The organism is Oceanobacillus luteolus, from assembly GCF_042678205.1.
GTDB lineage: Bacteria > Bacillota > Bacilli > Bacillales > Amphibacillaceae > Oceanobacillus > Oceanobacillus luteolus.
This window is the reverse complement of the sequence record NZ_JBHUDE010000034.1, coordinates 24,475-51,470: the sequence shown is the minus strand read 5'-3', so window position 1 is coordinate 51,470 and position 26,996 is coordinate 24,475. Positions and strand designations below refer to the sequence as shown.

Annotated in this window: 36 protein-coding genes and 1 riboswitch; of the genes, 4 read left to right on the top strand and 32 right to left on the bottom strand. The window is 38.0% G+C overall.

Annotated features, from left to right (window positions below; genetic code table 11):
• Positions 1-44 precede the first annotated feature (44 nt).
• From fliT to ACFSBH_RS06665, 18 genes are all read right to left on the bottom strand, one after another.
• The gene (gene fliT / locus ACFSBH_RS06750; protein WP_251513065.1) at positions 45-401 is read right to left on the bottom strand and encodes a flagellar protein FliT; all 357 of its coding nucleotides are present in this window, start codon (positions 399-401) and stop codon (positions 45-47) included.
• Complete coding sequence (fliS, locus tag ACFSBH_RS06745; RefSeq protein WP_379596667.1) at positions 398-793, bottom strand: flagellar export chaperone FliS; 396 nt, start codon at positions 791-793, stop codon at positions 398-400. Before fliS ends, fliT begins: the two co-directional genes overlap by 4 nt.
• A gap of 20 nt (positions 794-813) precedes the next feature.
• Positions 814-2,301, bottom strand: coding sequence for a flagellar filament capping protein FliD (fliD, locus tag ACFSBH_RS06740; protein WP_379596665.1), 1,488 nt, complete (start codon positions 2,299-2,301; stop codon positions 814-816).
• A gap of 12 nt (positions 2,302-2,313) precedes the next feature.
• Positions 2,314-2,685 carry a flagellar protein FlaG gene (gene flaG, locus ACFSBH_RS06735; protein WP_251513071.1) on the bottom strand — a complete coding sequence of 124 codons (372 nt, stop codon included), beginning with the start codon at positions 2,683-2,685 and terminating at the stop codon, positions 2,314-2,316.
• A gap of 63 nt (positions 2,686-2,748) precedes the next feature.
• A complete protein-coding gene (gene csrA / locus ACFSBH_RS06730) occupies positions 2,749-2,979 on the bottom strand; it encodes a carbon storage regulator CsrA (RefSeq protein ID WP_251513073.1) in 231 nt (76 codons plus the stop codon).
• Positions 2,973-3,419, bottom strand: a complete 447-nt coding sequence (gene fliW, locus ACFSBH_RS06725) for a flagellar assembly protein FliW (RefSeq protein ID WP_251513076.1) — start codon at positions 3,417-3,419, stop codon at positions 2,973-2,975. The genes csrA and fliW overlap by 7 nt, the downstream gene beginning before the upstream one ends.
• 25 nt (positions 3,420-3,444) lie before the next feature.
• Positions 3,445-4,002 carry a DUF6470 family protein gene (locus ACFSBH_RS06720; RefSeq protein WP_251513078.1) on the bottom strand — a complete coding sequence of 186 codons (558 nt, stop codon included), beginning with the start codon at positions 4,000-4,002 and terminating at the stop codon, positions 3,445-3,447.
• A gap of 91 nt (positions 4,003-4,093) precedes the next feature.
• Positions 4,094-4,981 carry a flagellar hook-associated protein FlgL gene (gene flgL / locus ACFSBH_RS06715; protein ID WP_379596661.1) on the bottom strand — a complete coding sequence of 296 codons (888 nt, stop codon included), beginning with the start codon at positions 4,979-4,981 and terminating at the stop codon, positions 4,094-4,096.
• Positions 4,982-4,990: 9 nt separating this feature from the next.
• Positions 4,991-6,466 carry a flagellar hook-associated protein FlgK gene (flgK, locus tag ACFSBH_RS06710; RefSeq protein ID WP_251513083.1) on the bottom strand — a complete coding sequence of 492 codons (1,476 nt, stop codon included), beginning with the start codon at positions 6,464-6,466 and terminating at the stop codon, positions 4,991-4,993.
• A gap of 64 nt (positions 6,467-6,530) precedes the next feature.
• Positions 6,531-7,019 (bottom strand): flagellar protein FlgN, encoded by a 489-nt coding sequence (locus ACFSBH_RS06705; protein WP_251513085.1) that lies wholly within the window; start codon positions 7,017-7,019, stop codon positions 6,531-6,533.
• 45 nt (positions 7,020-7,064) lie between these two features.
• The gene (gene flgM / locus ACFSBH_RS06700) at positions 7,065-7,325 is read right to left on the bottom strand and encodes a flagellar biosynthesis anti-sigma factor FlgM (protein WP_251513087.1); all 261 of its coding nucleotides are present in this window, start codon (positions 7,323-7,325) and stop codon (positions 7,065-7,067) included.
• A gap of 95 nt (positions 7,326-7,420) precedes the next feature.
• Positions 7,421-7,834: a TIGR03826 family flagellar region protein gene (locus ACFSBH_RS06695; protein ID WP_251513089.1), complete on the bottom strand. Its 414-nt coding sequence runs from the start codon at positions 7,832-7,834 to the stop codon at positions 7,421-7,423.
• A 47-nt stretch (positions 7,835-7,881) separates the two neighbouring features.
• The gene (locus ACFSBH_RS06690; protein ID WP_379596658.1) at positions 7,882-8,415 is read right to left on the bottom strand and encodes a ComF family protein; all 534 of its coding nucleotides are present in this window, start codon (positions 8,413-8,415) and stop codon (positions 7,882-7,884) included.
• A 147-nt stretch (positions 8,416-8,562) separates the two neighbouring features.
• Positions 8,563-9,969: an ATP-dependent helicase ComFA gene (locus ACFSBH_RS06685; protein ID WP_251513093.1), complete on the bottom strand. Its 1,407-nt coding sequence runs from the start codon at positions 9,967-9,969 to the stop codon at positions 8,563-8,565.
• A 17-nt stretch (positions 9,970-9,986) separates the two neighbouring features.
• Positions 9,987-10,364, bottom strand: coding sequence for a hotdog domain-containing protein (locus tag ACFSBH_RS06680; protein ID WP_251513094.1), 378 nt, complete (start codon positions 10,362-10,364; stop codon positions 9,987-9,989).
• A 184-nt stretch (positions 10,365-10,548) separates the two neighbouring features.
• Positions 10,549-11,391: a DegV family protein gene (locus ACFSBH_RS06675; RefSeq protein ID WP_251513095.1), complete on the bottom strand. Its 843-nt coding sequence runs from the start codon at positions 11,389-11,391 to the stop codon at positions 10,549-10,551.
• Positions 11,392-11,591: 200 nt separating this feature from the next.
• Entirely contained in the window at positions 11,592-12,287 is a 696-nt protein-coding gene (locus tag ACFSBH_RS06670; protein WP_379596655.1) for a response regulator, read from the bottom strand.
• A 58-nt stretch (positions 12,288-12,345) separates the two neighbouring features.
• Entirely contained in the window at positions 12,346-13,488 is a 1,143-nt protein-coding gene (locus ACFSBH_RS06665; RefSeq protein ID WP_285853635.1) for a sensor histidine kinase, read from the bottom strand.
• Positions 13,489-13,657: 169 nt separating this feature from the next.
• Here ACFSBH_RS06665 and ACFSBH_RS06660 point away from each other — a divergent pair, with 169 nt between their 5' ends.
• The gene (locus tag ACFSBH_RS06660; RefSeq protein WP_251513097.1) at positions 13,658-14,305 is read left to right on the top strand and encodes a YigZ family protein; all 648 of its coding nucleotides are present in this window, start codon (positions 13,658-13,660) and stop codon (positions 14,303-14,305) included.
• 69 nt (positions 14,306-14,374) lie between these two features.
• Here the strand turns inward: ACFSBH_RS06660 and ACFSBH_RS06655 are convergent, their stop codons facing one another.
• The 9 genes from ACFSBH_RS06655 to ACFSBH_RS06615 all read right to left on the bottom strand — a co-directional run bounded on the left by ACFSBH_RS06655 (position 14,375) and on the right by ACFSBH_RS06615 (position 19,512).
• On the bottom strand, positions 14,375-14,530 hold the full coding sequence (locus tag ACFSBH_RS06655) for a hypothetical protein (protein WP_251513098.1): 156 nt from the start codon (positions 14,528-14,530) through the stop codon (positions 14,375-14,377).
• A gap of 152 nt (positions 14,531-14,682) precedes the next feature.
• The gene (locus ACFSBH_RS06650) at positions 14,683-15,171 is read right to left on the bottom strand and encodes a VanZ family protein (protein WP_251513099.1); all 489 of its coding nucleotides are present in this window, start codon (positions 15,169-15,171) and stop codon (positions 14,683-14,685) included.
• Positions 15,172-15,262: 91 nt separating this feature from the next.
• Entirely contained in the window at positions 15,263-15,595 is a 333-nt protein-coding gene (locus ACFSBH_RS06645) for a helix-turn-helix domain-containing protein (protein WP_251513101.1), read from the bottom strand.
• A gap of 80 nt (positions 15,596-15,675) precedes the next feature.
• Positions 15,676-15,804 (bottom strand): anti-repressor SinI family protein, encoded by a 129-nt coding sequence (locus tag ACFSBH_RS06640; protein ID WP_251513104.1) that lies wholly within the window; start codon positions 15,802-15,804, stop codon positions 15,676-15,678.
• A gap of 24 nt (positions 15,805-15,828) precedes the next feature.
• Positions 15,829-15,914: riboswitch (cyclic di-GMP riboswitch) on the bottom strand.
• 97 nt (positions 15,915-16,011) lie between these two features.
• A complete protein-coding gene (locus tag ACFSBH_RS06635) occupies positions 16,012-16,665 on the bottom strand; it encodes a CalY family protein (protein WP_251513107.1) in 654 nt (217 codons plus the stop codon).
• Positions 16,666-16,679: 14 nt separating this feature from the next.
• Positions 16,680-17,261, bottom strand: coding sequence for a signal peptidase I SipW (gene sipW / locus ACFSBH_RS06630; protein ID WP_251513109.1), 582 nt, complete (start codon positions 17,259-17,261; stop codon positions 16,680-16,682).
• Positions 17,258-18,073, bottom strand: a complete 816-nt coding sequence (gene tapA, locus ACFSBH_RS06625) for an amyloid fiber anchoring/assembly protein TapA (RefSeq protein ID WP_251513111.1) — start codon at positions 18,071-18,073, stop codon at positions 17,258-17,260. The genes sipW and tapA overlap by 4 nt, the downstream gene beginning before the upstream one ends.
• Positions 18,074-18,176: 103 nt before the next feature.
• Positions 18,177-18,761, bottom strand: coding sequence for a TasA family protein (locus ACFSBH_RS06620; RefSeq protein ID WP_251513113.1), 585 nt, complete (start codon positions 18,759-18,761; stop codon positions 18,177-18,179).
• Between the two features lie 118 nt (positions 18,762-18,879).
• Positions 18,880-19,512 (bottom strand): CalY family protein, encoded by a 633-nt coding sequence (locus ACFSBH_RS06615; RefSeq protein WP_251513116.1) that lies wholly within the window; start codon positions 19,510-19,512, stop codon positions 18,880-18,882.
• A gap of 434 nt (positions 19,513-19,946) precedes the next feature.
• Between ACFSBH_RS06615 and ACFSBH_RS06610 the strand changes: the two genes are divergently transcribed.
• Positions 19,947-20,546, top strand: a complete 600-nt coding sequence (locus ACFSBH_RS06610) for a class D sortase (RefSeq protein ID WP_251513118.1) — start codon at positions 19,947-19,949, stop codon at positions 20,544-20,546.
• 188 nt (positions 20,547-20,734) lie between these two features.
• Entirely contained in the window at positions 20,735-21,667 is a 933-nt protein-coding gene (locus tag ACFSBH_RS06605; protein WP_251513120.1) for an LCP family glycopolymer transferase, read from the top strand.
• A gap of 68 nt (positions 21,668-21,735) precedes the next feature.
• Here ACFSBH_RS06605 and ACFSBH_RS06600 read toward each other — a convergent pair whose 3' ends face one another.
• Together ACFSBH_RS06600 and ACFSBH_RS06595 are read right to left on the bottom strand one after the other, a co-directional pair.
• Positions 21,736-22,032 (bottom strand): hypothetical protein, encoded by a 297-nt coding sequence (locus ACFSBH_RS06600; RefSeq protein ID WP_251513122.1) that lies wholly within the window; start codon positions 22,030-22,032, stop codon positions 21,736-21,738.
• Between the two features lie 99 nt (positions 22,033-22,131).
• Positions 22,132-22,404, bottom strand: coding sequence for a 2TM domain-containing protein (locus ACFSBH_RS06595; protein WP_251513124.1), 273 nt, complete (start codon positions 22,402-22,404; stop codon positions 22,132-22,134).
• Positions 22,405-22,619: 215 nt separating this feature from the next.
• Between ACFSBH_RS06595 and ACFSBH_RS06590 the strand changes: the two genes are divergently transcribed.
• Positions 22,620-24,653, top strand: a complete 2,034-nt coding sequence (locus ACFSBH_RS06590) for a penicillin-binding transpeptidase domain-containing protein (RefSeq protein ID WP_251513126.1) — start codon at positions 22,620-22,622, stop codon at positions 24,651-24,653.
• A gap of 28 nt (positions 24,654-24,681) precedes the next feature.
• Here ACFSBH_RS06590 and ACFSBH_RS06585 read toward each other — a convergent pair whose 3' ends face one another.
• The 3 genes from ACFSBH_RS06585 to ACFSBH_RS06575 form a co-directional block, all read right to left on the bottom strand.
• The gene (locus ACFSBH_RS06585) at positions 24,682-25,158 is read right to left on the bottom strand and encodes an IDEAL domain-containing protein (RefSeq protein ID WP_251513128.1); all 477 of its coding nucleotides are present in this window, start codon (positions 25,156-25,158) and stop codon (positions 24,682-24,684) included.
• 212 nt (positions 25,159-25,370) lie between these two features.
• The gene (locus tag ACFSBH_RS06580) at positions 25,371-26,315 is read right to left on the bottom strand and encodes a hypothetical protein (protein ID WP_251513130.1); all 945 of its coding nucleotides are present in this window, start codon (positions 26,313-26,315) and stop codon (positions 25,371-25,373) included.
• 83 nt (positions 26,316-26,398) lie between these two features.
• The gene (locus tag ACFSBH_RS06575; RefSeq protein WP_251513132.1) at positions 26,399-26,926 is read right to left on the bottom strand and encodes a folate family ECF transporter S component; all 528 of its coding nucleotides are present in this window, start codon (positions 26,924-26,926) and stop codon (positions 26,399-26,401) included.
• Positions 26,927-26,996 lie beyond the last annotated feature (70 nt).

Here is a 26,996-nt window from a genome sequence, read left to right as displayed (position 1 = left end):
CAGGCAATATAAAAACAGTGTGCCGTCAGCACACTGTTTATCAATCATTTCTTTTTATCCAGGAAAGAGCCATCTGAAGAGGATACATTCTTATATGGATTTATATAAGATTGTTGAGTCTTCTTCTGTTTTTTCATTCGTTTCATCTCAAGCTTCAAATCTGAGAATATATGTTGCATCTTCGCTTGAATGTCAACGTTCATTCGAAAAATCCTCTCTCCTAAATGCTTTTCTTCATCCGTATACGGAGGGGAAATATGCTCCATATATTTCCCACGTTCTTCGATCAGCTCATTTAGTTGTTCAATGACAACTTCGCGTTCACCAGAAGATATCGGGTCCTCCAGCAGCTTCTGTAACTGTAGGGTAAGTTCGTGAACCTTTTTCAAATCATCTATCATATGCTAGGCCTTTGAGAAAATTTTTGCTTCCGGTGCTGCAATAGCACCTGCTTCCAAGTATCTCTGAATTCCGTCACTAACTCTAAGACATTTTCCAATTTCTCACGGCTGTTCTCAATATTGGCAGCTGTCAACTCACTAAGCATGAATTCGTATAAAGGTTGAAACTGTTTAGAGATCTCTACTTTTGGATCCAATGTAATCAATAGTTCTCGAATAATGTTTTGTGCTTTTTGGATGTTTCTGTTTTTAGCTTCATAATCATTGTCTTCTACATCTTTCATCGCTTGCTTAATGAACTTAATACAACCATTATATAACATTAACGTAAGTTCTCCGCCAGATGCCGTATTGACTGAGTTATTTTTATACGTTTGATAGGCTTTATTCATATCGTCTCACTCCTTTACCGCTACATATTTCCGCCAAAGCTCATTAACATAGCCGATTGGTTATTCATCATGGATATTGCTCGTTCCATTGCAGTAAACTGGCGCCAATATCTGTCTTCCACTTGTTTTAAGCGATCTTCAAATGCTTTGATACGGTCTTCGATTGATTCGAGTTGGCGTCCCATCGTGTAGGATTGGCTTGTTGAAGAACCTTTTCCAGCACGCTTGTCTATTTGATTAATTGTATTTTGCAGGGAATCTTCAAGACGCGTGAACAATCCACGAGAAGTCCCCTCTCCAGTACCAAACAGTAAGCTGTTTACATTTTCACCATTTTCTTCAAGTTGCTTCCTTAACTTTTCCTCATCAATTTCAAGTTTTCCACCATCGAGATAATTTTCTGTAGTGGTGATTCCGATATCAGCAAGCAAACTTATTGGTCCCGCCTCCGACATGGAAGATGACCAGACAGAACGATAATTTGTCAGAGAGGAAGAAAGGATTGGATCTCTCCGTAACAAGCCACTTTTAGCTTTTTCCTCCCACAGTTCGATTTCTTTTTCCGACATTTCTTCCATTTGTTCTTTTGTCAATGGAGGAAAATCCCGATATACAGGTTCATTTTGTAAATCATTCAAAGTCTCAACCAATTCATTGAACTTATCAACGATCTCTTTAATATTCTCAACGGCTTTGTCAGTGTCATGTGCTACAGTAAGTGTGACATTTTCATCCTTTGTTACGTCATGGAAATTGAAGGTGATCCCATTTAATGTATACTTATTTTCATTAGATTCCAATTCTACTACATCGTTATATGTAAACTTAGCATTTTTTGCATCAACCTTTTCATAAGTACCAGCTGAAAAGAGTTGTGTAAAGAAATCATCATTACCGCCGCTAAAAACAATTTCATCCTCATTTTCATTTAAATTATGAATTCCCGACCTTGTCGTTTCAATGACAAATGTTTCAGATTTTTCATCATAAAAAGCCTGAACATTTTTATCTGCATCAGAGATTTTTTTAGCGATTGTTTGAAGAGTATCCCCCTCTTCAATTGTGATTGATTTTTCATACATCCCTGCCTGAAAATCATTCTCCTTACTTGCTTCATCGTATGTCATGAAGATAAATTCTCCAGTTGGAATGGTAAAATCTTGTCCCGATAAATCAATCACATGCATCTCGCGGGAAGCAAGCTGCTCAACAGAAATCCTATAAGCCCCATTCCCAGCAGAGGATGATCCTGACGCAGTTATCGCACTTTCATTTGAAGACGAAACAATTTTTGGATTAACTGTACTACCGCCTATATTTAACCTTCTGTTTTCAATCAAACGTTCCAGTTCAAATATCTGTTTGTTGACATCTCGGAAGGCGTCACGTTGCCATTCCATTTTTGTTTTTTGTTGTTCCAGCTTATTTAATGGAATTCGTTCGGCATTCATCAGTTCCTTGATGATATTATCCGTATCAATTCCACTAGCTAGCCCACCTATACGCATTCTCTCACTTCCTTAAACTTTTCTATCTACAAGTAGTCCCATAAATTCCGCCATTGCCGCGTACATATCGAGGATTTTCTTGGGTGGAATTTCTTTGATCACTTCATCTGTGTTTGAATCAACGACGGTCACATAATATTTGTCGAGTTTATCATGTAATTCAAATTTTAAATTACGACGGACCGGTTCTAAAAAATTATTCAGTTTATCAACAGCTTCTTCTACCGACTCTGTTTTTAGCATCCCAAAGCCATCCAGTTTTTCATTAGTTTTTTCTTTTGCATTATAAGTCATTGTGGATCTTTCTGATGTCTGTACTTGATGTAGTATGTCACTTGGTGCGAAAGCCTGAGATCCAATTTTATCGATTGCCATCCCAACCATTCCCTTCCTATACCTACTATTACTATCGGTCAATTTTGATAGAATTCAAGACAAAATTGTATATTACTTATCAGTATGCGTATCTTTCATTAAATCCAATAAGTCGAGCGATAGATTTGCAGCAGCATTATTCTGCTCTTGAATATCAAGATAAATTTCTTTTCGGTAAATATCAACGGATTTAGGAGCAGCAATCCCCAATTTAATTTGATCCCCTTCAATACCTAGTATCTTAATTTCAATATCATCGCCGATTTGGATTGCTTCATTTTTCTTTCGAGTCAATACTAGCATGATTCGACCTCCCTTTTATCAGGAGTCAAGCTAGCTTTTGAAGAATATGTATCATCGTTTAAAATATATTGTTTCCCCATCAGTTGTTCTGTATTGATGATCACTGGTGCACGTAAATTAAGTGTACTATTTGAGAAAGGCTTGTTTAGAGTCACAATTGCATAAACAGCAACATCTTTTTCTTTATTAATTTGCAATGTAGTTAATAGCTCTTTTTCCAGTTTTATTTCATAGTTTTTATATATTAAATGTGGATTCGTTATAACAAAAGCAAGATCGCTCGTCTTTATAGACTGCAATAATTGAAAAGCAGCGTTGTTGGGCAAATCTAAAATAATAAATTCATTTTCATCCGGGAAGCCTGGAAGCCCATTTGGAAATTGAATAATCTTCCTTTGATCCACTTCGACATTTCCTAAATACTTTGTTGCTAATTGCATGCATTATTCTTCCTCTCAAGATTAGTTACGGTTCGATTACCGTTATTTTCAAATCATTTTTTTGTACAAGACTCGTTTCTACATCCCCAGGATGGTACGTAAATTGGGGAGAATTCGTTTCGGCTTGAATTTTTGGTCGATGGGTGGTCACATCAATCTGCACTTCAGCAGGTTGATAATCTAATTTCACAGAAAAATTGGAAGGAATAAAGGTAATGCCAAGTGCTTTCATTGGAGGATGTGTATTCCTCTTCGCCTGTGCGGCTATAACATTTCCACCATGTTCAATTTGCATAAGTTCTTTTCCTTCCCTAGCTCTTCTAGCAGTTCCTTCTTGGACAGCTTGCAGACCCTCCCGACTGAATCGGTCATTCCTTTCAAAAATGGACATCAGGTTCATATCCGCAAAGGCTTGCGTTTGATCAATTGTAAGCTTTCCAGGAACTGTACGAATGGTAACATCTGCTGGTCGTTGTTCCATATGAACTTTTGGAAGCTCTTGTTTTATCTCCAACTTTGCATCCGTCCGATTGATTGCTATTCTTGCAAATTGAGATTCCATTTGTAGTTGTGGGATTTTCACGCTTGCCGCCCCCTAGCTTAATCAGTAAATATCATCTGTAAGAAAAACCCTTAGAACCCCTATCATAAGGGCTAAGGGTTGGATTCATCTCTTATCTTAGAAAATCTAATAATGTAGGCTGCATGATCCGAGCGCCACTTGATAACGCGGCACGATGGATACTTTCCTGAGTGATTAGATTTGTAATGGTTTCAGCATAATTTATATCTTCATTTTTCGATAATGTTGATGTAGCGACAATCTCCTGTTTTGCAAGGCGATTTTCAATCAGTTCCAAACGATTCATTTTTGCACCTAAATCTGCTCGGGAATTGATAACATTATCGATGAAAATATCCATATCTGCGATGCTTTCATCCATATCTTCGTCAATTTCACCATTTAATTTGGCGATGAAATGATCAATCGTATCAAACAAACTCTCTTCACCGTTCATAAACACTTTGTTTCCATCAACGTTTGCCGCAAGCTCCGAATTCGTCGCTACTTTGATGATCACTTGACTATCATCAAATTCGACAACTATCGGCTCTGCATCTACATTTACAGGAGGTATATTCGTATTTGTTCCATTAAAGATATATTTATCATTTACTTTCATATTTGCTGTTTCAATTAAATCCGCTTTTATTTGCTCCACTTCTGCAGCTATACTTTTAAGTTCAGATTCTCCATACGTCCCATTACTCGCCTGTACTGCCAAGTAGCGAATTCTTTGCAATCCACTATTGACTTGGTCCAATGCCGAATCTAAATTATCGAGCCAGTTATGTACTTCATTTGTATTCCGTTGATATTGTTTCACTTGATGAAGTTCTGTACGAAACCCGATACCTTTCATTGCAGCTACAGGATCATCAGAAGGGCGGTTAAATTTTTTACCAGTATTAAGCTGATTAAAGTACTTATCCATTTCAGCATAACTTTGGTTTAAATTTCGTAGTAAATTGTTTGAAAGCATACTTTGTGTTACACGCATTTATTTATCCTACCTTCCTACAAGTCCCATATTGTTAATGATCCGATCCAATATTTCATCTGTCGCCGTCATGGTGCGGGCTGCTGCATTGTAAGCATGTTGGAATCGAATCAAGTTAGTCATTTCTTCGTCAAGTGACACAGAACTGACAGCTTGGCGATTACCATCTATTTGCGCTATTAATATACCAGTGTTTCTTTGCATACGTTCTGCATCTTCCACTTGTACAGCCAACGTTCCAATCAACTTGGAATAGTCACCTTTAATCCCCGCTTCTTCAAATACAGCCGCAAGTCTAAGAGCATTACTGCCATCCCCTGCCCCTGCTCCAGTCGCCGGGGAGGAAGCTGCGATTAAATCAGTATTACCGATAATAGCTGGATTCACGAACATTTCTCCTGTTTCTGAAACATCGAAGAAATCAATTCCCTCTCCAGCATCTGCACCTTCACGGTGAACCTTATTAAATTCATCTATAAAATGATCCCTAATCTGCAACAACTCTTGTTGAGTTTGGAAGATGTCTCCTTCTCCATCACCAAAGCCATAAGCCTGAATAAGCGAATTCAAAGTCCCTTTTGTTTCAAGTTCTGATTGTACAGAAAGCGATTCAGAACCAATTGTAATAGAGTTGACGAGTTCACTTTTATCATCGCTAAAACTTACAGAAATCTGAGCTGGAGTTTCTCCAGTCACACCATCTACGAGAGTAATTCCGTTAGACTTAATGATAGCGACACCGTTCTGGGCATTATTAGTATTTTGCGGAACATTGTCATCATGGTCATTCTTTCTAGAATCCACATATTCCACTTCAATTGGTAGAATACCTGATAATTGATCAATTAAAGTATCACGTCTGTCATATAAATCATTCGTTACATATCCATTTACTTCCAAAGCTTTGATTTGCTCGTTTATGCTTTGGATTTGATTCGTTATGATATTTGCAGTATTGACTGTTTGGGTAATTTCTTCTTTTAAATCTGTTCGAATCTGTGTTAGTGAATGATTTAAATAATTAAATGTATCACTTAATGCAATACCCCGCTGCGCAACTACTGAACGGGCACCGTCATTTGTAGGGTTTACCGCCAGATCCTGCAAAGAACTCCAAAATTGATCCATCACACTGGAAAGACCAGTTTCTTGAAGGTCGTTCAATACATCTTCTACACGACCTAATGCGTCTGCACGCTTTTCCCAATAACTTGCTAAACTATTCTCTCCTCGGAATTGTGTATCAAGAAACTGGTTTCTAATTCTTTCAATTGATCCAGCTTTCACACCCGTGCCGATTTGACCTGGGATTCCCATGCGGTTTTTCGCAGCAGCCGGCATAGCCGTATCGGCTTGAAAATTTACTCGTTGACGTGAGTATCCTTCCGTGTTTGCATTTGCGATATTATGACCTGTTGTATATAAAGCAGATTGCTGGGTGAACAATGCTTGCTTTGCCATTTCCAATCCGTGAAATGTACTCATATGCTGTAACTCCTTTATCATAAACCTTTTCTAGTTTTCTAGCTTTAAGACCATCCAGCATTTGTTATGCTTTAGAATCAAAAATGGACCGAGTTGGCGATTCCATATTCGGCTTATTGTTATTCGAATAATTCATATTCTTAAGGGATGGACTTAATAAATCCAAGGACAATTGGACAAATTGCATCGATTGGTCAATCAAAGCAAGGTTCAAATTCTCTTGAGCTTTTAAATCTGTCATTGCCTTTGTCAGTTCAATCGTAACTTTTTCGAGCTTTGTCCGCTCTTCTTCATTTGTAATTCGCTCTAAAATCAACGTGATTGTTGGGTCCGCTCCTGTTAACCCTTCTTTTTCAACCCATTCTCCTACCAGTTGCATCCGTCTTGTTTCCGCTTGTTCCAGTTTCCGTACAAGTTTCCTTTCACTCACTAGAACACTTTGCAGCTTCTCAACTTCTCCCTCTTTAATAACTTCCGTCTTTTGCTTGGAAAGTTTCAAAAGTTCCTGATGCAAACTTACTAATTCATTTAAAGCTTGTATAATTTTCTCCATGGACAACGAGGTCCTCCTTTAAATCGAAACATCACTTAGATTTGACTACTTGCTCCAGAAATCCATCATTTTTTGAGCTGTTTTTTCAACATCAACCTTGTATTCTCCAGTTGCTATTTGTTGTTTTATTTCTTGGACAACCGCTGCACGCTTCTCATGCGGTTTATCTTTGCCTTGAAGCTTAAAAGCTTCTTTGGAAATCTGCAGTTCATCAGATCTGTTTTCTGCTTTTTTCACGTCCATCTGTTTTTGCATCTGTTGTCTATATGGATTTAAATTTAAATGATTCGGTCCGTTTATTTTCATAAAGCTAACCTCCCAACACGATCATGAATATATATCATCAATATGATTTTTTTATATTACTATTAATATCGGCATGTTCACCGATTTGTGAAGGATTAATATTTATGTTTATCTACTGCAATGTACGTACTCTGGATTTTTTTACGATCTTCTTTATTTTGTTCTTCCTTCTCAAATGTAGCGAGGTCATTTTTCAATTCTTTCTGACAAGATTCACAAATATGTCCTGCTGATATATCCCTTCCACAGCGTTCGCATGGATATGCAAGGTTAGGGACATCTTTTGGCAAGAGCCGTTTTTCTCTCACGAATTTAATGATATATTCTTCTTTGACACCAGTTGCCTCTATAATCTCTAACATTGTAGCTAGTCTATTTTCACGAACTCGTAAAAAGTCATATACGGTATGAAATGCTTTCTCTTCTTCGTCATAGCAATTTTTACATATATCACGAATAGTTTTTGCGAATACTGTACCACAACGGCTACAGTTTGCTAATTCCGCCATAATTATTTCTCCTCTTTTAACCTTATTCTTATATTATATCAAATATATTAACCACGGATTAAAGTTAAAGCATAAACTTCAGGACAACCACTCTCTATCAATAATCTGGCAGCATGTCTTAAAGTTGTTCCAGTTGTATATATATCATCGACTAATAACACCGGATTTTTAACCATTTTCTCAAGAGAAAATGGATTTTTAGTTGTGATTCGATCTTTTCGTGACTTTTTAGACTGTTTTTCTCCATCTACTCTTTGTAGTAGCAGCTCTTGTCTTATCGGAAGAAAACCCGCAAGCATCTCTGCTTGATTGAAGCCCCGTTCCGTTATTCTCTCTTCACTTAACGGGATAGGGACTGCAATCAAGTTTTTCTTCTGTGTCGTGAACTTTTCAATAAAGGCAGCGTATACATATGGACGAAATACTTCACCCAAGACATAATCTCCACGATATTTCCATTTGGCAATGATTTCTTGAATGAAAGAATTATACTGAAAGACGGAATAGTTATATTCCAGCGGATCACTCTTAAATTGATTTCTCCACCATTCACAATCGGAGCATTGCTCAAACTCAGTCATACGGCTACACAACGAACACCGCTTCCCAGACAATTGTTGTAAACCAGAGAGGCAAGATTCACAAAATCCATTCTGTTTATTCAATATGAAAAAGTCACTCCAGCCAAGATTATTGTTTCTATCTTCCATGCACCATAAACAGTTCAACTAAAAACCCCCTCTTTTGTTCATCTGTTTGATTTGATAAATCGCTTCAAGCATTGCTTCTGTTTTCCCATCATGAAAAAACACCACTTCTCCATTCGGATCATTCGCATTTCTACCAGCCCGACCCGCTATTTGAACAAGAGCAGCTTCATCGAATACGTCATGTCCTGCATGAAAAATTGCAACATCCACCGATGGGAACGTGACTCCCCGCTCGAGGATTGTAGTCGTTAAAATAACCTTCAACTTTTTCTGGCGAAATGCCATTACTTTTTCTTCCCTTTTCTCATCAGAGGCATGGACAGCATCCAATTCGGTTTCATTGTTAATCAATCGGTGGGCAATGAACAAATCTAATAATGGAGTTTTTAATCGATTCACAAGATCAATGGTAGGCACAAATATGAGCAATTGTCTTTCGGGGTTGGTTCGTTTCAGCAGCCAAGGGAGGAAGCGACTTGGAGCTCTGGAAGCTGCTAAATCCTTCTGTAAGGAATAACACATCTTTAATGTCGGAATTGGCAGGGGGTGGCCATGGTAACGGACAGGTACGAATACATGAGGAAGTTTTTTCCTGTTGATGGCTTTCTTTAAGTTTTGTCTCGGGGTTGCGGTGAGATAGATGGTAGTACCATTTTGTTTGGCAGCACGCTTTTGGGCAAAAGGCAAGGAAGGATCTGCATGAAATGGAAATGCATCGACTTCATCAACGATCATGACATCGAAAGCCGATTGATACCTAAGTAGCTGATGGGTTGTGGCGATGACAAATTGTGCATCTTTCCCTTTATCTTCATTCCCACCATACAAAGCTTGAATGGACACTCCCTCGAAAGCTTGGAGTAGTCTCGGTTTTAGTTCTCTGACAACATCTGCCCTTGGAGTAGCAAGGCAGACACGCATTCCTCTTTCTAAAGCTTTCGATATTCCCGGAAAAAGCATCTCCGTCTTTCCTGCACCACATACAGCCCATACGAGAATTTCCTTTTCTTGATTGATAATCGCAGTCTTGATACGGTTGGCAGCTTTTTCTTGTGCCGTTGTTAATGTCCCCTCCCAAGAACTGGGATTTTGATGTGTCGGCCATATAGCTGGAGGACCAATCCAATAGTATAGAGATTCACATTCCATCACCCGCCCCATTTCAATACATTTTCTGCAGTATAGGTGGGTACGGGAACATTTTTTACAGGGAATTTCAGCAAAATAGCGGTTATCCTTATTGCCACAGCGCTTGCATGTAGTGGTAAGTAAAGTTTTGGTAATAGCAGGTTTTGTATCGAGGAGTTTCTTTGAAAGAAGTAATTCAATCATCGTGGATTTGAAGGGAATTTCTTCAATACGAAGCAACTTGCCATCTAACACGGTGGCAAGCTCGCTAAAGTTTTCCATTATGTTTTGCTGCATGAACGGTATCATCCTTTCTATTCTAATACGACACCGGAAAACTCACCTGTCAACACCGTTTTTGAATGTTGGTTGTCACATGTGAACGTCGCACGTATAGCCATACGATTCGTTTTCACTCTCTCGTATCTTTCAATCTTAACCATGCAAGTTATTGTATCTCCAGTATACACAGGTCGTAAGAAATTAAAATTCATATTACTGGCAAGCACATCATGATCGCCTCCAATCTTTGTTGGTAATGTGGCGGTCAACAATCCTTGAACAACCAATCTGCCTTGGTTGTCTTCTGATATGTGATGTTTCCCTTCATCCTGTGAAATCTCCGTAAAACGTTCGACATCCCTTTTTGTAAATTGTCTTTCAAATGTAATAACTTCTCCTACTCGCAGCACTGTATCCCTCCTGACAACAGAATAATTTGGTAAGAATATGATAACGCATACAAAAGAGGAAGTAAATCGTAAAGTGAGAATTGGAATGAAATGTTACCTACAAACAACAAACAGCCTAACGATAATCGTTAAGCTGTTTTATTAGGCTTATATTAAAATAAAAATTAGACCAATATCGATTAAATTATTTCTCGTACCAACCTACACCAATGGCTCCTTCACCAAGGTGCGTGCCAATAACTGGACCAAAATAAGAAATGGATGTCTCAATGTCTGGATATTTTGCTTTAAACTCGGCTTCCAGATTGATTGCCGCTTGTTCATCATTTGCATGAATAAAGGATACTTTCAAATCTTTCCCTTGCTGAGCATCCTCTTCCAACATACTCATAATACGATTTATTGCTTTTTTTCGTGTACGGATCTTCTCAAATGCGACAATTTGTTTATCGACAAAATGGAGGATTGGTTTCACTTGCAACAGACTCCCAACAACCGCTTGAGCATTGGATAATCTTCCGCCACGGGTTAGGTTTGTCAAATCATCGACCATGAAATATGCCCGCATCGATTGTTTCATTTCATCTAAACGAGCAATGATTTCTTCTGGTGTTTTATTTTGCTTTGCCAGTTTTACCGCTTCATAGCAATAGAAAGCTTGGACTATGCAGCTTGCTTCAGAGTCATAGGCATATAGTTTAATATCATCGACCATTTGACCAGCACTGACCACAGCTTGGTACGTTCCACTGATTCCACTGGAAAGATGGACAGAAATAACTGCATCATAATCCTCGGCCAACTGCTCCAACTTCTGTGCTACATAACCGATGGATGGTTGTGAAGTCGTAGGCAGTTCCTTATGCTCCTTCAACTTTTGATAAAATTCTTTTGAAGTGATATCCAGTTCTTCACGGTAGGATTCATCATCAAACACAACACTTAAAGGTACCATATGTATGTTCAGCTCTTCGCGGATTTTCTCAGGTATATACGCCGTACTATCAGTCATTACAGCAATTCTCATTATTAACCTTCTCCTTATACATTCATTTATTCCTTCCAATCACCTGTTGGTAGCATTACGTTCGGACGTATGACATATATTTTACCTGAAATCTATAAATAAAGCATTATTCATCACGAAAATAATTGCAGGAGGTTTGTATGAACTGTACTAAAAAAATAAATAACCCCCATCAATATTGAGGGGGGTTATCTGTAATATTACAATACTTCTACCCAGCCATTTTTTATCGCTGTTACAACAGCTTGGGTACGGTCATTCACGTTCATTTTCTGTAAAATATTACTAACATGGTTTTTCACTGTTTTTTCACTGATATATAATGTTTCTGCTACAGCACGGTTGCTCTTCCCATCTGCAAGAAGCTGGAGAACTTGGCATTCCCTTTTCGTTAATAGATGAAGCGGCTTACGATATTCAACCACTCGATCTGATGAGCCAGACGCCACACTTTCTGATGAAAGACGACGGTATTCCTTCACTAGATTATGAGTAACTTTAGGGTGTAGGTAAGAACCACCTTCACTTACTACACGAATCGCTTCAATCAAGGAATCCGAATCCATCTCTTTTAACAGATATCCTTGTGCACCTGTTTTCAATGCATGCGTTACGTAATTTTCATCGTCATGGATAGACAGAATGATAATTCTTGTTTCTGGGAAATAGCGAACAAGATCACCAGTTGCTTCAATTCCGTTGATGTTCGGCATATTTATGTCCATCAAAACAACATCTGGATTGTTTTCTTTCACCAATTTTGCTGCATCTGTACCATCGTCACCTTCTGCTACTACTTCAAAAGATGGTTCGAATTCTAATATTCTTTTAACTCCCTCGCGAAATAGCTTATGATCATCAATTAGTACTACTTTGATTACTTTCTCATTTGTCATCTGTTCTTCCTCCCGATAATCAAATACTTCTAATTTCCCCTGTTTAATAAGTGCACTATTAGTCTGTGATGATATAGGGAACTCGAATGATGATGGTAGTGCCCGCATTAAGTTCAGATTTTATGTCTATATCACCACTGAGCATGTCTACTCTTTCTTTCATGCCAACAAGTCCAAAAGAGTCCTCTTTCTTTATATTTACATCGAACCCTTTTCCATTATCTTTAACAATCATAACAACATTTTCTCTTTGGATCTGTAATTTAATTTGAATAAGTTTTGGATCTGCATGTTTAATTGCATTTTGTACAGATTCCTGCATCAAACGAAATAGTGCTACCTCATACTTGTGATGCAATCTTTTTTCTTCCCCAATAACGACAAAATCAATTTCAATATCATGGTAATCTATTAGATTCCCTATATATTTACGGATTGTTGGTATTAGTCCTAAATCATCAAGAGCCATCGGACGCAGGTCATAAATAATCTTTCTAACCTCGTATAGGGAGGTCCTGATCATTTTTCGAACACTGTGGATCTCTGCTACTGCCGCCTCAACGGATTCTTGATTTAGCGAGCGTTCAATGATTTCTGAACGGAGGAGGATATTAGCAAGCATTTGAGCAGGACCGTCATGGATTTCCCGAGATAATCTTCTTCGCTCCTCTTCTTGAGCTTCAATGATTTTCAGACCAAATGCTTGTTTCTCTTTCGCTGATTCAATGAGTTCATTGACCTGGCTGAAATCTTCTTCAAGATAATTCTCGATGACGGAAATTTTACTTGTAATTCCCTCTGCTCGATTAATTGTATCATATAAACTAATAAGCCGCCGTTCGATATCATCGCGTTTCTTTCTTAAATTTTCTTCCTTTTCCCTCAACATAATGAGCTCTGTCTGTAGATTATGTGTGTCTTCATATACTTGATGAATATCACGTTCTGTGTATCTTTCAAACTCTTTACTCACTTCGGCAAGACGCTTCCTGGAGGCACGTACTTTCCTTTCTAAGCTGTCTCCCTCATTTATGTATTGTAAAACGAGCCGCTTTGTTTCCTCCAACTCGATTTGTAGGGTATCATACTCGTGGCGAGCATGCTCACTTATGTTGAAGATTTCGTTTTTGCTGCTTTTGACGACGCGTACCATTTCATCGATAATATAATCGATTGCTTTTTCCCCCGTCTTCAGAGTCAACGCTACCACCACCCTATATGCTATAATATACGAGACCCATTTCAATTTTCATGGGGTCTATTCCCTATTTTGGTATAATTCACCTGAATTTATCCTGATTTATACCAGTATCTTGAGTACCACAAAAGAAAAAACTCGCCCTAACTAGTTCATTTATAGGAGTGATTTAATGCTACCATATTATTATACTGTAAAACAAGAAGGACAAGATGAAATCATTATTCAGAAGTCTAGATTTATCGGTTACGTCCGCCGTGTTGAAACCGAAGAAGAAGCACTCGCCTTCATCCAGGAGATAAAGAAAAAACATCATGACGCAACTCATAACTGTTCCTGTTATATGATTGGGGAGCATGATCAAATCCAAAAGGCAAATGACGATGGTGAACCGAGCGGTACTGCTGGTGTTCCTATGCTGGAAGTACTGAAGAAACAAAATCTGAAGGATACTGCCGTTGTAGTCACCCGTTACTTTGGAGGCATTAAACTAGGCGCAGGAGGTTTGATACGTGCCTATGGCAACACGACAAGCCAGGCAATCAAAACAACAGGAATCGTAAAACGAGTACTCATGCAAGGCTTTTCTGTAACTGTTGATTATGGATTACTTGGCAAATTGGAAAATGTCCTCCGGCAATCAGACCATATATTAGAGACCATTAACTATCTGGAAAACGTCGAATTTGTTGTATACGTTGAAGTGGACGAGGCAGATAATTTCAATGACTGGATCGTCGATTTAACGAATGGCCAGGCCACCATCCAATTAATCGACCAGAAGTATGTGGAAATTGATGTAGAAAGTACAAGTGAGTAAGCAGAAAAGAACTTTGGTATCTCTATAATAAAAAAACTACATTCTAGATAACTAGAATGTAGTTTTTATTTATTTCACCAAACGCTGTTGTGGTTTCACACCAATATTATTGGTAAGTTCATTCACTAATGTGCGAATCAAGTCTTCTGATGTTTGAATTTTTTCATTTTCAGTTGCATCAATTACTTTTTTCAACATATTCTTGTACCGTTCTTGCTCACCCATAACTCTATTCCCGCCTTTTCATACTTTCCGTTCTAGTGTTTGTAAGCTTTCTAGTAGGTAGTAGAGAAAATGTGGAAGCTTACGTTACAAATAACGCAGTCTATATTTCTATTATTTCCTAAAGGACATTATACAACGAGATTCATAGAAAATCATCTATTTTCACGAAAAAATTTAAAAATCGACAAAATCCCTATCGCACCTAGCGCCCCAAGACAATCAAGCACCACATCTCCAGCATATGGAGTTCGATTCGGTGTAAACCCTTGATGAATTTCGTCCATAATAGCATATGCAGCTGTAAGGAAAAAGGAAAGTATTATCTGCTTGTACCATAGTATATCGGTTGTTTTACCCAGAGCATATTTAAATAATAAAGTAAGGATGAGAAAAACTAATACATGAGCTGATTTTCTAATAAAAAATTCCACCAACCCTGCAGCGCCATGGGTTTCCAAACTGACTGGCGATCCATTATATGTAAAGTAAATACCTTCCAAGTATGGTTCTATAAATGAAAAATTAATCAGATCACCCAGAAGTGGCTTCATGTCCTGGTTGTCGTATGGAGTAGCAGATGAGTAAAATATAATTCCCATCCAGATTATTGGCAGCAGCCAATATAAATACGGTTTACGCATGACTCACGTCTCCTATATACAAAGTAAAAAACCACAGTATCTTATACTATGGTTTCAAAATCTCCCATCCAATAAGGAAGGAAATGGCTATTCAACCCATTTCCTGTTCTTTTCGCCATCTATAAAATTCCAAGTAATCTTTAAAATCTTTTTTGGAAACTCCCGATTGCATGGCTTCTCTAACCATCTCCAACCATTCGGTATCCAGGTCTTCTATGTTTACTTCCTCTCCATCATAGAGAAGATCGTTCACCGAAACTTCTAATGCCTCACTTACTTTCTCAATGAACTGAATGGATGGGTTTGTTTGCTTATTCCGCTCAATCGAGCTTAAATAAGATTTTGCTACTCCTGCTTTTTCGGCTAGTTCCGTTATGGACATTTTTTGATCTTTCCGTATTGTTTTAATTCGTTCACCAAGCAAACCCACTCACCTACTTTTTAGAAAAATTATATCATATTCTAGGTGAGTAGTTCTATATATAGTACAAATTATTAAACAATTTATGCCCCTTCCTTAGATGATTGTAAAAACAAACGAATCTCCTCAACTGTCATTCCTATTTTTTTTGCTTCTTTGATTAGTACAACCCAGTCATAATCCAGTTTCAGCTCAACAGACAATTTCTCCAATTCGTTCTTCCCCCATTTACAATCTCAGGTAATCCAGCCGTCTTAGCTTTTTTTGCTTTAGACCTGTGACTTTGCGCCCCTACCTTTCAGTAGGTTTGCCATTTTCTGAGGATTCATTTTACTAACTAAGACTATCATACTATAAATTCTACTTAATTTGGATGACTTGTTTTGTCGTATTGATTCTAGTTTTGAGGAATAAAAATTCTACATTTTTCTTGCGCTTCTCACCTTGAGCCTTAATTGTATGAGCAAGCTTATAATGCCTCCTACCGCAATCAGCAAAGCACCAAATACGATGAAGGAGAACATATTTGTAGCAGTTTTCGGTAAAACTCCTCCACTACCATCCCCACCACTGTCAATGGTTCCTGTAATCCCCTCGGTCTTACTTTCATTGCTGTCAACAGCTTCTGCAGTATAGTAAATAGTGAATTGGGCGTCTAATCCTTGAAAATCATTACCGAGATGATGTGGAAAACGGACAATGTATTCTAATTCATCTTCTTCATTAGGTGATAGGATGCGAGGTGAAAATCCGGCGAACTCTGAAAGTTTGCCATTGTACAGTTCTGTATCATCATCCCATACTTCTAATAACAATTCGTTGTACAGTTTTGTATCCTCGCTTTCAGATTTAACTGAAGTTGAATACTCAAATTCAATATTTCCACTGTTCTTTATGGTCGTTGTTCTCGGCGCCCAATCCCCTGGTTTCATATTGCTGATGTCAAATAATTTATCTGCTGGCAACACGTCTATGGATAACCTTTCTTCAGCTGAGACGGAATTTGCATGTAACAACATACTAAATAGAACAATAAAAATTAATAGATAGGATTTATAACTTCTAATATTCATATGCATCTTCCTTTTTAGGAATTTGTTGCATCCGTTGAAATCTTCTTTTGATCATCCAACTGTCTAATCGCTCTCCATATTGTAAAAATGGAATATGCCAACATTAAAAATCCAGGAATAATAAGGAATGCTATAGCACCCTTTGGTGATTGTGCAAAGGAAGAAATATAACCGATATAAGGGATAGTAAACCCTTCATATACAGCGATTACATTCTCGGCAAGTACTGGGCTTGTATCAGGTGCGTTGTTATTATCCCCTTTTGTCGTGTAAGTAATATTCTCACCACTGCCAGAAACTTCGATGATTCTATGAGTTACTAATTTGTCTTCGGATTCCATGAACGTAATAACATCATCTTTTTTCAGATTATATTTTGTTTCACCATCAATTGGTTTAACTGCAATAATTGAACCTGTTTGGATGTCAGGCTCCATGGAACCAGATAGGACTGTTTTTAATTGATAACCAAAAACTTCTGGCTCTCCACCTGAGGCTTTGTTGATCACAACTAAGACTAAAACTGCAATTAGAGCGACCATTAATACAGTAGATACGATTCGATTCACCCATTTAAATAATGTTCTTTTTTTCATTTCTCTTCCCCCTCCTTAACTTCATCTTTCGTTTCATCGCCTGATAAGACTTCACTATCTTCTTGCTCTGCAGGCGGAACTGTATCTTTTCCAGACTCCGTTATTTCTGCTTCGCTTTCCTTCTTTTCTTCTGGCTGCTGCCCCTGTTCAACCTCTGTATTGTTGTCTTCTTTATTTTCACTAGTATCTTGTTCTTTCACTTTTTCTTGGTTTGGCTCGTTCTTTTCAGCATCTTCAGTGCTTTGTTCCGGTGCAGATTTGTGGTCCTCATTTGATTTCTCTTTCACATTGTCTGTTTTTTGGCCGGATCCACAATCTACTTTAATTTCAAAACTCCACGTCTCCATTTCGCCATCTACTGTTTCATACTTAGCCACAAATGCATATCTACCTGGCTCTTCCGCCGTAAATTTCAATTCCTCTGTCTGATTCTTTTTAAGTGCTGGAATACTTCCTTCACCAACTTTTTCTCCGTGTTTTTTAGGATTAGCTTTATGGTAATAAACCTCGTAAGATGCTGCATCGTTCATATCTTCTTTACCTTTATTTTTAATCGTTCTCTTTACCTCAAAAGGGCCACATGCATCAAAATTAGAGTTCCCTTTTTCCGTAAATACCAATTGATAGTCTACAGGCCAATACCCAGACTCTATCTTTCCTGCAGGACTGGTTGCATCAGAAAAGACAGCAGAAGTATTGGATGTAAAATGCATAATAGAGAACAGTAGCAGATACCAAATTAAAATAATTTTCGTCGTAAACCAAAAACCCCGGTATTTTGATCTGAATTTTCGTAAACGGCTTTGCCTCATAAAAGATCTCCGTCCTTTAAATGACTTTTACATTCTTATGTGTAGTCCTAAAAATATTAATCTAACATACTTAGGACTGCACACAATGCAGTCCGTGCGATTATCATTTGCTTTCTTCTACTTCTTGCACCGCTTCAAATGTCCAATTTAAATCCAGCCTGTTGCCTTGATATTTGTTTTGATTTTCTGTTTCTATAAACTCAAATATCACTTCAATTTCTACATTATTGTTTGGTTTAATATCAGTAATTAATAATGCAGGTGAATTCGCTTTATTTTTAATCGCATCAATTTGATGTAGAGTTCTATCAGTTAATTGAGTATTTATTACACCATTTACTTTCAACTCTTTAATTTTAATCTGACTGCCGAAATCATTTGGTTTATCATCTTTGTCGAAAGATTCATACGCGGAATTAAGAAAAAGCTTCCCGATATTTAATGTCCCGTCATTTACTAATTGAAAAGTATATTTTTCAAAAATATCTCCAGGCTTTTTATCTTTAAAATTGAAATAGAACCCCTCAGAATCTGATGTATTCTTGATTCCAAGATCAATTGTCCCTGACATGATTTGATTTTGAGTACTAACATCATCACTAAAATATGCAACAGTACCTCCACTGATCAACGACATCCCCACTAATCCGGTTACCATTCCCAATATGATATTTTTCTTAATACTCACGGGACCCCTCCTGATTGATTTCGATTTATTAATATTTTTTCTATGTTTTGATATTAATGGATTACTATATGTAGGAAGAGAAGAGGTTCATACCTCTTCTCTATTTGTATTTAAAGCGTTATCTAGATTCACCTGGAGTTTGGTGTGCAGTGAATGTCCACTCTAGCTCAAGTGCATCGCCTTGGAACTCGTTTTGGTCTGCACCGTTATCGACAAATTCAAATGCTACGTACATTTGGTCGCTTGTTCCAGCTGCTAAACCATCCCCTTCACCACTCAAACCAAGTAGGTGTGTGATCCAGTGTTGAAGATTTTCTACTGCATCAGGTGTCATGTTTTGAAGGTCATACAGGGTAGTTTCAGAAATAACATCATTGTAATCTCCAATAACCCAACCATTACCTGTCTTATCTGCGTTCTCTAGGAACAATACTTTGATATGTTTACCGAAATCATCAACATTGTCACCTTTTGCATCAATTACGTTGTATGCAGTAGCAAGGTCAATTGTAGAAATATCCAATGAACCGTTATTCTCTAGAACAAACTCACGAACCATAGTATCTCCCGGTTTTAAATTATCCACATCAATTACTACAGATGGGTTAACTGCTAAATCCAACGTACCTGCAGCAAATGTATTGTTCGAAACTTCTGTATCACTGAAATAAGCAAATGTTCCTCCACCGATTAAAGCCATCCCGATTAGCGCTGTTCCTACACCTGACATTAATTTTTTCTTTAGACTCATTATAAAATTCCTCCCCAATTAGTATAATTTTATTATTTCTTCCCCATAAAGCACTTTCTTCTTTGTCTCATCTATGTTGCTTGTTTCTTTGTCCCCCCTCCTTATGTATTAACGCGGTTGTTCTTTTTCGAGATAACCTCAGTGCTTTATAACGAACAACTTAGTCGTAGTATATTGCACTTTCTCAAAATAGGAAAACCTCAAAAACAGCCGTTTGTTCTATATATTGAACAATTATCTCTTGTTTTCTTTTATTTTCTTTAAATTACTAAGTTTTTAATATTTTTTACATCTTCTGTTCTTTATCATAAACCTAAATAGTATACTCTAGACGGGGAATCTTTAAACTAGTAAGGAAACATTGAAACTAGTCCCTTTTCTATTCCATTTAAAAGGTATATACTAAAGCTAACGTTACTAATGAGGTGACATGGATGAAATTTATATCATACGTATTAATGATTGTCGGGGTCGGCTTCCTAGCCTTTGGAGGATACCAATGGTATATGACTACAAGTGCCCAGAGCGAAGCTGCTTCAGAGGCGCAAGCACTAATCGCTGAACGGAATGCGATTAGCGCCGAGGATGATTTTGATCCATTGGAAGCTGCAAAAAACTTTAACCCCGAAATGGGAGAAACGGCCGGTATTCTACATATTCCGAAGCTAGAGGCTGATTTACCGATTATTGAAGGTACACATGAAGATGAATTGGAACGCGGTGTTGGCCATTACCAAGGAACTGCCTACCCTCTTCAAAATGAACAAATCGTCCTTTCAGGACATCGGGATACAGTCTTTCGTGAAATGGGTGAGTTGGAAATTGGTGATCATTTAGTTGTGCAAATGGAATATGGTGATTTCACTTATGAAATAACAGAAACGAAAATAGTAAGCGCAGATGATCGTACAATCATTGTTCCACATCATGAGGAAGTTCTTACTCTTACAACTTGTTATCCATTCAACTTCATTGGGTATGCACCAGATCGTTACATCATTTATGCCTATCCGGTAGAAAATCAAGATGATTAGATTCATCTTGATTTTTTTTGGTTATTTATAGTACCTTTGCAGTTAATTAGCTAAAATTCTACATTTTTTACCATAAACCATGCAAATTTAAATGGACTAAATTGACTATATCGGATATAATTTTATACAGTAAAGTCGTCTGAAGGTAATGGAATACGAGAAGATTACACATAAGAGGAGAAATTCAATTGGTATCGAGAATGCAAAGAAAAAAGAAACGTAAATGGCCATACTGGGTTGGGGGAATCTTATTAGCTATCATTCTGGCAGTAGGTGGAATTGGGTTTTACGTCTATAGTCAGCTCGGCAGCGCGGTAGATACGATGCATACCCCTCTTGCCCGTGATGAAGATCCCGAACGTCAAAAGCAAATCAAACAAATTTTTGATTCAAAAGATTCATTGAACGTTCTGTTACTTGGGGTGGATGAACGCCCAGGAGACAAAGGACGCTCGGATACGATGATTCTCATGTCTTTAAACCCGAAAACAAATTCCATGATCATGTTGAGTATTCCCCGTGATACTTACGTGAATATTCCAGGACGTGGCATGGATAAAATTAACCATGCGTACGCTTTCGGGGGAGTAGAGTTGGCAGTGGAGACGGTGGAGAAGACTTTCGATATCCCGGTCCACATCTATTCCCGCGTGAATATGGAAGGATTCAAACAAGGTATTGATGCACTTGGCGGGGTTACAGTAAATAATACCCAAAGCTTCTCTCAAGGTGGTTCCACTTTCGCTGAAGGTCCGATTCATCTGGATGGTGAACAAGCTCTCGATTATATCCGAATGAGAAAAAAAGATCCGCGTGGTGATATGGGACGTAATGAGAGACAGCGTGCAGTGATTACAGCAGCAATGGAAAAAGGAGCCAGCTTCTCCAGCATTACGAAGTTTGGTGAAATCCTTGATATTTTAGGCGGAAATGTCCAAACGGACTTGGACATGGATAAGATACAAACACTTTTCACAGGCTACCTCGGAACAAGACATAACATCCAAACGCTTGAATTGGAAGGTTCAGGTTCCACGATAAATGGTGTATGGTATTATGTAGTACCTGATTCAGAATTCAATCGAATCCATACAGAAATTACAAATCATATGCAAGGTTAATTCAACGCCCGAGGAGCAGATCCTTGGGTGTTAATTTTTGCTTAGAGCAAATGTTAACTGCCGTAAGTTTACTTTGATAATCTTCTCCAACCATTAGCAAGTAAATGATTGACATATTCTTCAAAAGGTATATCCTCTAATTCCAACATTAATGGACTCAAAGATACATAGCACTCATTCCGCTCATAGTCTACCGTCACTTTTACAACTTCATATCCGTTATGGTATTTAGAATGGAACCCTGAATCATGGATAATATCTCCCTTAACAGGACGAAAATCCGATTCAAACTCTTTTGTAAATGCCTCTCCTTGTTTCTGATTATTTGTAACGGACGTCACAAAAACAATTAATTTTATATTCATCAATATTTCCCCTTATCAACGAAATGTACTTTTTACACTGTATCCTAAATATGCATTATATACAAGATAAAAAGGAGCAGATTCATCCGCTCCTTTCATTCACCATTTATCTTTATCCATATACTCTTTTATTTTCCGTTCTTCCCATTCAGCACCAAAGATTCCACCAGAAAAAACCGAGAGCGCATGAGCTACCAAGCCAATCCCCCATCCTAGCAAGGGATAAATAAACCACCAGTGTTCCGTTGATGTAAAGAAATTAAGCAAGAATAAGAAACTATTGACAATGACATATATGATTAAATGCTGATAAAAATCCCGCAACTCCCGAACTCTTTTTCGAGCCCGTTCATACCTTTCTTCACCATCCATTTTCCACCCTCCTTTTGTTTCTGATCTACCGGTCCATCCTGAATCATTAAAACAATCTTCGTCCATAATCAGAATCTTCTTTACTGTATATTATCAAATTTATCTACGGAAGTAACCAATATAATTACCTAAATTCTTCAAATTAATTGCTATATACTCCACTTACAAGATGATATAATATTTGTAGAAAGTCTTACGGGGGGAGATATTAGAAAATGAAGCGAGTAATTTTTTTGCTTGTCGCGCTTTTGCTTTTAGCTGCATGTTCAGAAAAGGAACAGGTTACTCCAAATGAACGTTTCAAGGAATTTGCTTCGATATGGAGTAAACAAGAGTTTGATCAAATGTTTAATATGTTCAGTACAGAAACAAAAGAAAAAATAACAGAAGAAGAATCTATACAGCGATATGAAAAGATTTATAATGATTTGAGCATCGAAAACGTACATATTTCATTTGATGAACTGACGGAAGAGGAACTGGATGAATTGAAAAAAGAAGAAAATCCGAGTGTCACCCTTCCTTTCACAGTGGAAATGGATTCGTTTGCAGGGCCGATCAGCTTCGAATATGAAGCTACTCTAGTTCAAGAACTCGTTAATGAAGAAGAGGATGAATATAATTGGTTCGTAAACTGGGATGCCGGCTTTATTCACCCAGAACTTGTAGATGGTGGAGAAATCGGAATTGAAACGATCGAGCCGGTACGCGGTGAAATTCTTGACCGTAATCAGATACCGCTGGCCATCAATGACACAGTTTATCAAATCGGGATTAAGCCTGAGGACTTGGTCAATCCAGAACAAGCGAAACAGCAAATCGCCGATATACTTAATATAAAGAAAGAAAAAATTGATGATGCTTTAAGTGCAGGTTGGGTCCAGGATGATCTATTCGTACCAATTGCGACAATTTTACCAACTGATGAAGCATATGAACAGGTGATGGCAATTCCAGGAGTTCAACGCAAAGAAATGACCGGACGGATTTACCCGGGTGAAGAAGCGACAGCTCATTTAGTCGGCTATATCGGCGACATCACTGCTGAAAAATTGGAAGAATTAGAGAGTGACGAATACGGACCGAATGATAAAATCGGCATCCGTGGTTTGGAAAGTTGGTATGAGGAACGACTTAAAGGTAAACGGGGCGTAAAAATATTCATTAAGAAAGAAGATAGTGAAGATGTCGTTATAGCCGAAAAACCCGTGGAAAATGGAGAGACGATTCAACTGACGATTGATATCAACATCCAAGAAAAAATTTACAACAGTTATAAAGACGATTCAGGTACAACTGCTGCAATCGATCCTAAAACTGGTGAGACCTTAGCTCTTGTTAGTGCTCCCGCATTCGATCCGAATGAAGTGTTGTACGGGACGTCAGGAGATGCATGGGATGACCCAAACGACCAAGACCCTAGTCTAAATCGCTTTGCAGCGACATTCGCGCCAGGCTCTGTTTTAAAACCAATAACTGCAGCAGCTGGGATAAACATCGGAACATTAGATCCTGAAGAAGGGTTTGAAATCGAAGGAAAACATTGGAGCAAGGGTAAAGGTTGGGGTGATTACCAAGTCACAAGGGTTTCCTTATCCAATGGTCCAGTTGATTTGAAAGATGCCCTCGTCCGATCCGATAATATTTACTTTGCGATGCAGGCTTTGGAAATGGGCAGTGAAGCCTTTATCGAAGAATTTAAACAGTTTGGATTTGAGGAAGACTTTCCATATGAGTATCCGATACCAGCATCCACCATTTCGAGTACGGGAGAGATAAACGATGAAGTGCTGCTTGCGAACTCCAGTTATGGTCAAGGAGAACTTGAGATGAGCGCTCTCCACTTAGCAACGGCTTATACTGTATTTTTAAACGGTGGAGACATGCTAAAGCCAACCCTACTCTTAAGTGAAGATACAGGCCAGATTTGGAAAGAGGATTTACTGTCAGAAGAAGAAGTGAAACGGATGCAGAGTATCCTACGGGCAGTTGTAACAGATGGGACTGCAAAACGAGCGGAGGAAGAATCAAATGTGCCGATTGCTGGAAAAACCGGAACGGTTGAATTGAAGTTATCGGCAGAGACCGGTGGAGCAGAGAATAGCTGGTTTGTAGCTTACCCTCATGAGTCACCTGACATTTTAATGGCAATGCTCGTCGAGGAAACCGAAGATAAAGAAAGCGGACTTGCGATTGGTAAGTTTGTTGAAGTGATTAATCAGCTTTACCCAGAAAAAAATGATGAATAAGATTGGATTGAAAAACTCCCCTTTAGTTTTAAGGGGAGTTTTCTTGTTCTTTATCCATTGATGCTAATACGTCTGTCAATTCTATGAATCTTGTTTCATCTCTTTCGTCCAATGCTTTATCTATGAGCCGCAAGATGTTCTTTCTTTCCAACTCTTTCATAAAAGAATCGATTGTTTCCTTATCATTCAAATCACTGCCGTCTTGGGTACTGAAGTAATATGGTTTTGCGATTTTCTCGATTTGTTCAAGAAATTCTGGCAGTGTAATCAGCTTCACCATAGGGACATTTACAATTTCCTTTCCATTTTGAAATGCAAAGACCGCATCGATATTTTCAATCTTTTCCGTACGGCGATTAACACGGATTTCATTCGACTCGACAGGAATAAATTGAAATACTTTGTTGTTCATCATGACAGAAAAATATTGATAAGCCAAAATAATCCTTACAAAATTTTTCTCAGCTTTAATGTAATAAGGCTTCAGCATTTTTAACGTTACCATAACTTCACCACCCTTTTTTACTGTTTCATCCTGATTTTCAGTTAATTAATTGTAACCGATTTCACCAAAAATTACAAGTGGAATATTATAAAAATATTAAAAATACTGATATTATTATACGTATTATATGAATCCTCAGCAGATGTGTTTTTTCTTTTAAGGTATTTTGAAGAATTAAAAACGGGACAAAGAGTCATCGACTCTCTGTCCCTTTAGTTCATTTTTGTTTGAATCTGACTTACAATTTGATCGATTTCTATTTGAGAGAAGTTCCTGCCGTTTTCAGCCGCTAGAATCTTCTTCCCTTCATCTTTTAATACTTCTAAGCCCTTTTTCATATAACTCTTATATTCCTGATTCAACTCAGCGATTTCTTTTGCATATTTTTCATCTGTTCCAGGTGTGACAGCTTCTTCATATAAATCGATAATTTCCTCTCTTGTCTTGTCTGCTGGTTCAAATTCATGTGGATCCGTACTATCAAAAAGACAAATGCGCAATTCAGGCATAAGCACCATATCGATACTATTTGGATCGAAACTGCAATGGTATATTTCCACATCGAGTCCATGGTCGACACAAGCATTGGCAACCTTTTTCATGAATGTGGACTTTCCAGTACCAGCACGACCTTTAATGTGATAAATGTAATCAAGGTCAGCTATCAGGTTAGGTACTTCATTCACAATTCCGTCCACTGTATTCGTCCCGAACAATCTGTGGTATACGTAAGGAGTTCTACTCTGCTTCGGTTTATCACTCAACAGATTTTGGATGAAATTCTTCGCGAGAGCATCAGCTTTCTCAAAGTCCATTTCCTGAATATAAACTTTTTCCAAATCATCATGAACCGCTAAACCTTTTTGAAAATATTCATATGCCTTATTTGTAAAAGGTTCATCGTGATGAGCTAACACGGCGATTTGCTTTCCCCGGAATATGACTCCATCTAAATAGTCCTTACTGATTGGACTTTTAAGTACTTCAACCGAAGTCTCTTCTTTATTAGCTTCAATTAGTGCGTTTAAAATTTCTGTATTCAGCTTATAAGAAGTATCTTCAAGTCGGATTGTCTCCTGGATTCCATGCAGATTGGATTGTAAATGGTTAACGAGACCGTCCGATGTATTTCCTCTAACATAATAATTTTTTAGCATCAAAGAACCATCCTTTACTAGGTTTATGTCTTTAGTTTATGCTATCAACTTCCACCGGTGATAATTATCTGCAAATTTCTCACTTATAGTCTCAAATTCGCTTTGTTGATACTTTTCAACAGACCGTATAACAAGCCAACCTCTATAGGATATAATAGTACAGCCTTCACCATACGTGGTGCAGCGAATAGCGGACTGCCGAACATGATGTTGAGCCAGATTGGTGTTAAGATCAATGTGATCAAGATTGTGACTACCAAATTTGCAATCGCCACACGGGTTAGGGTGATTTCTTTTTTATAGAAAAACCAGCCGAATATAATCCCAATCAGCAAAGCATTAAAAGTAAATCCAGGGAAAAAGAACCCTGCTGGCCTCAGGACAAATCCAATTATGTCTGCGACAGCCGAAGCAATTCCAGCGTTGATCGGTCCGTATAAATAGGCGAGTACCGCAATTGGCAAGAAAGCAAAGCCTATCTCCAATAACGGGCCAAGTGACAAGGTAAATTGGTTTAACACTAGATTGATGCCGACTAATGCTGCAGTAAACGTCAGCATCTTTGTCGGATTTTTTGTATGTACTTTGGACGCTCCTTTTGTAAGACTCATAAAATCACCCTTCTATTACGTAATTCATATCTTTTCTCGTATCATATCCTATATTGCAAAAATCGCCAAC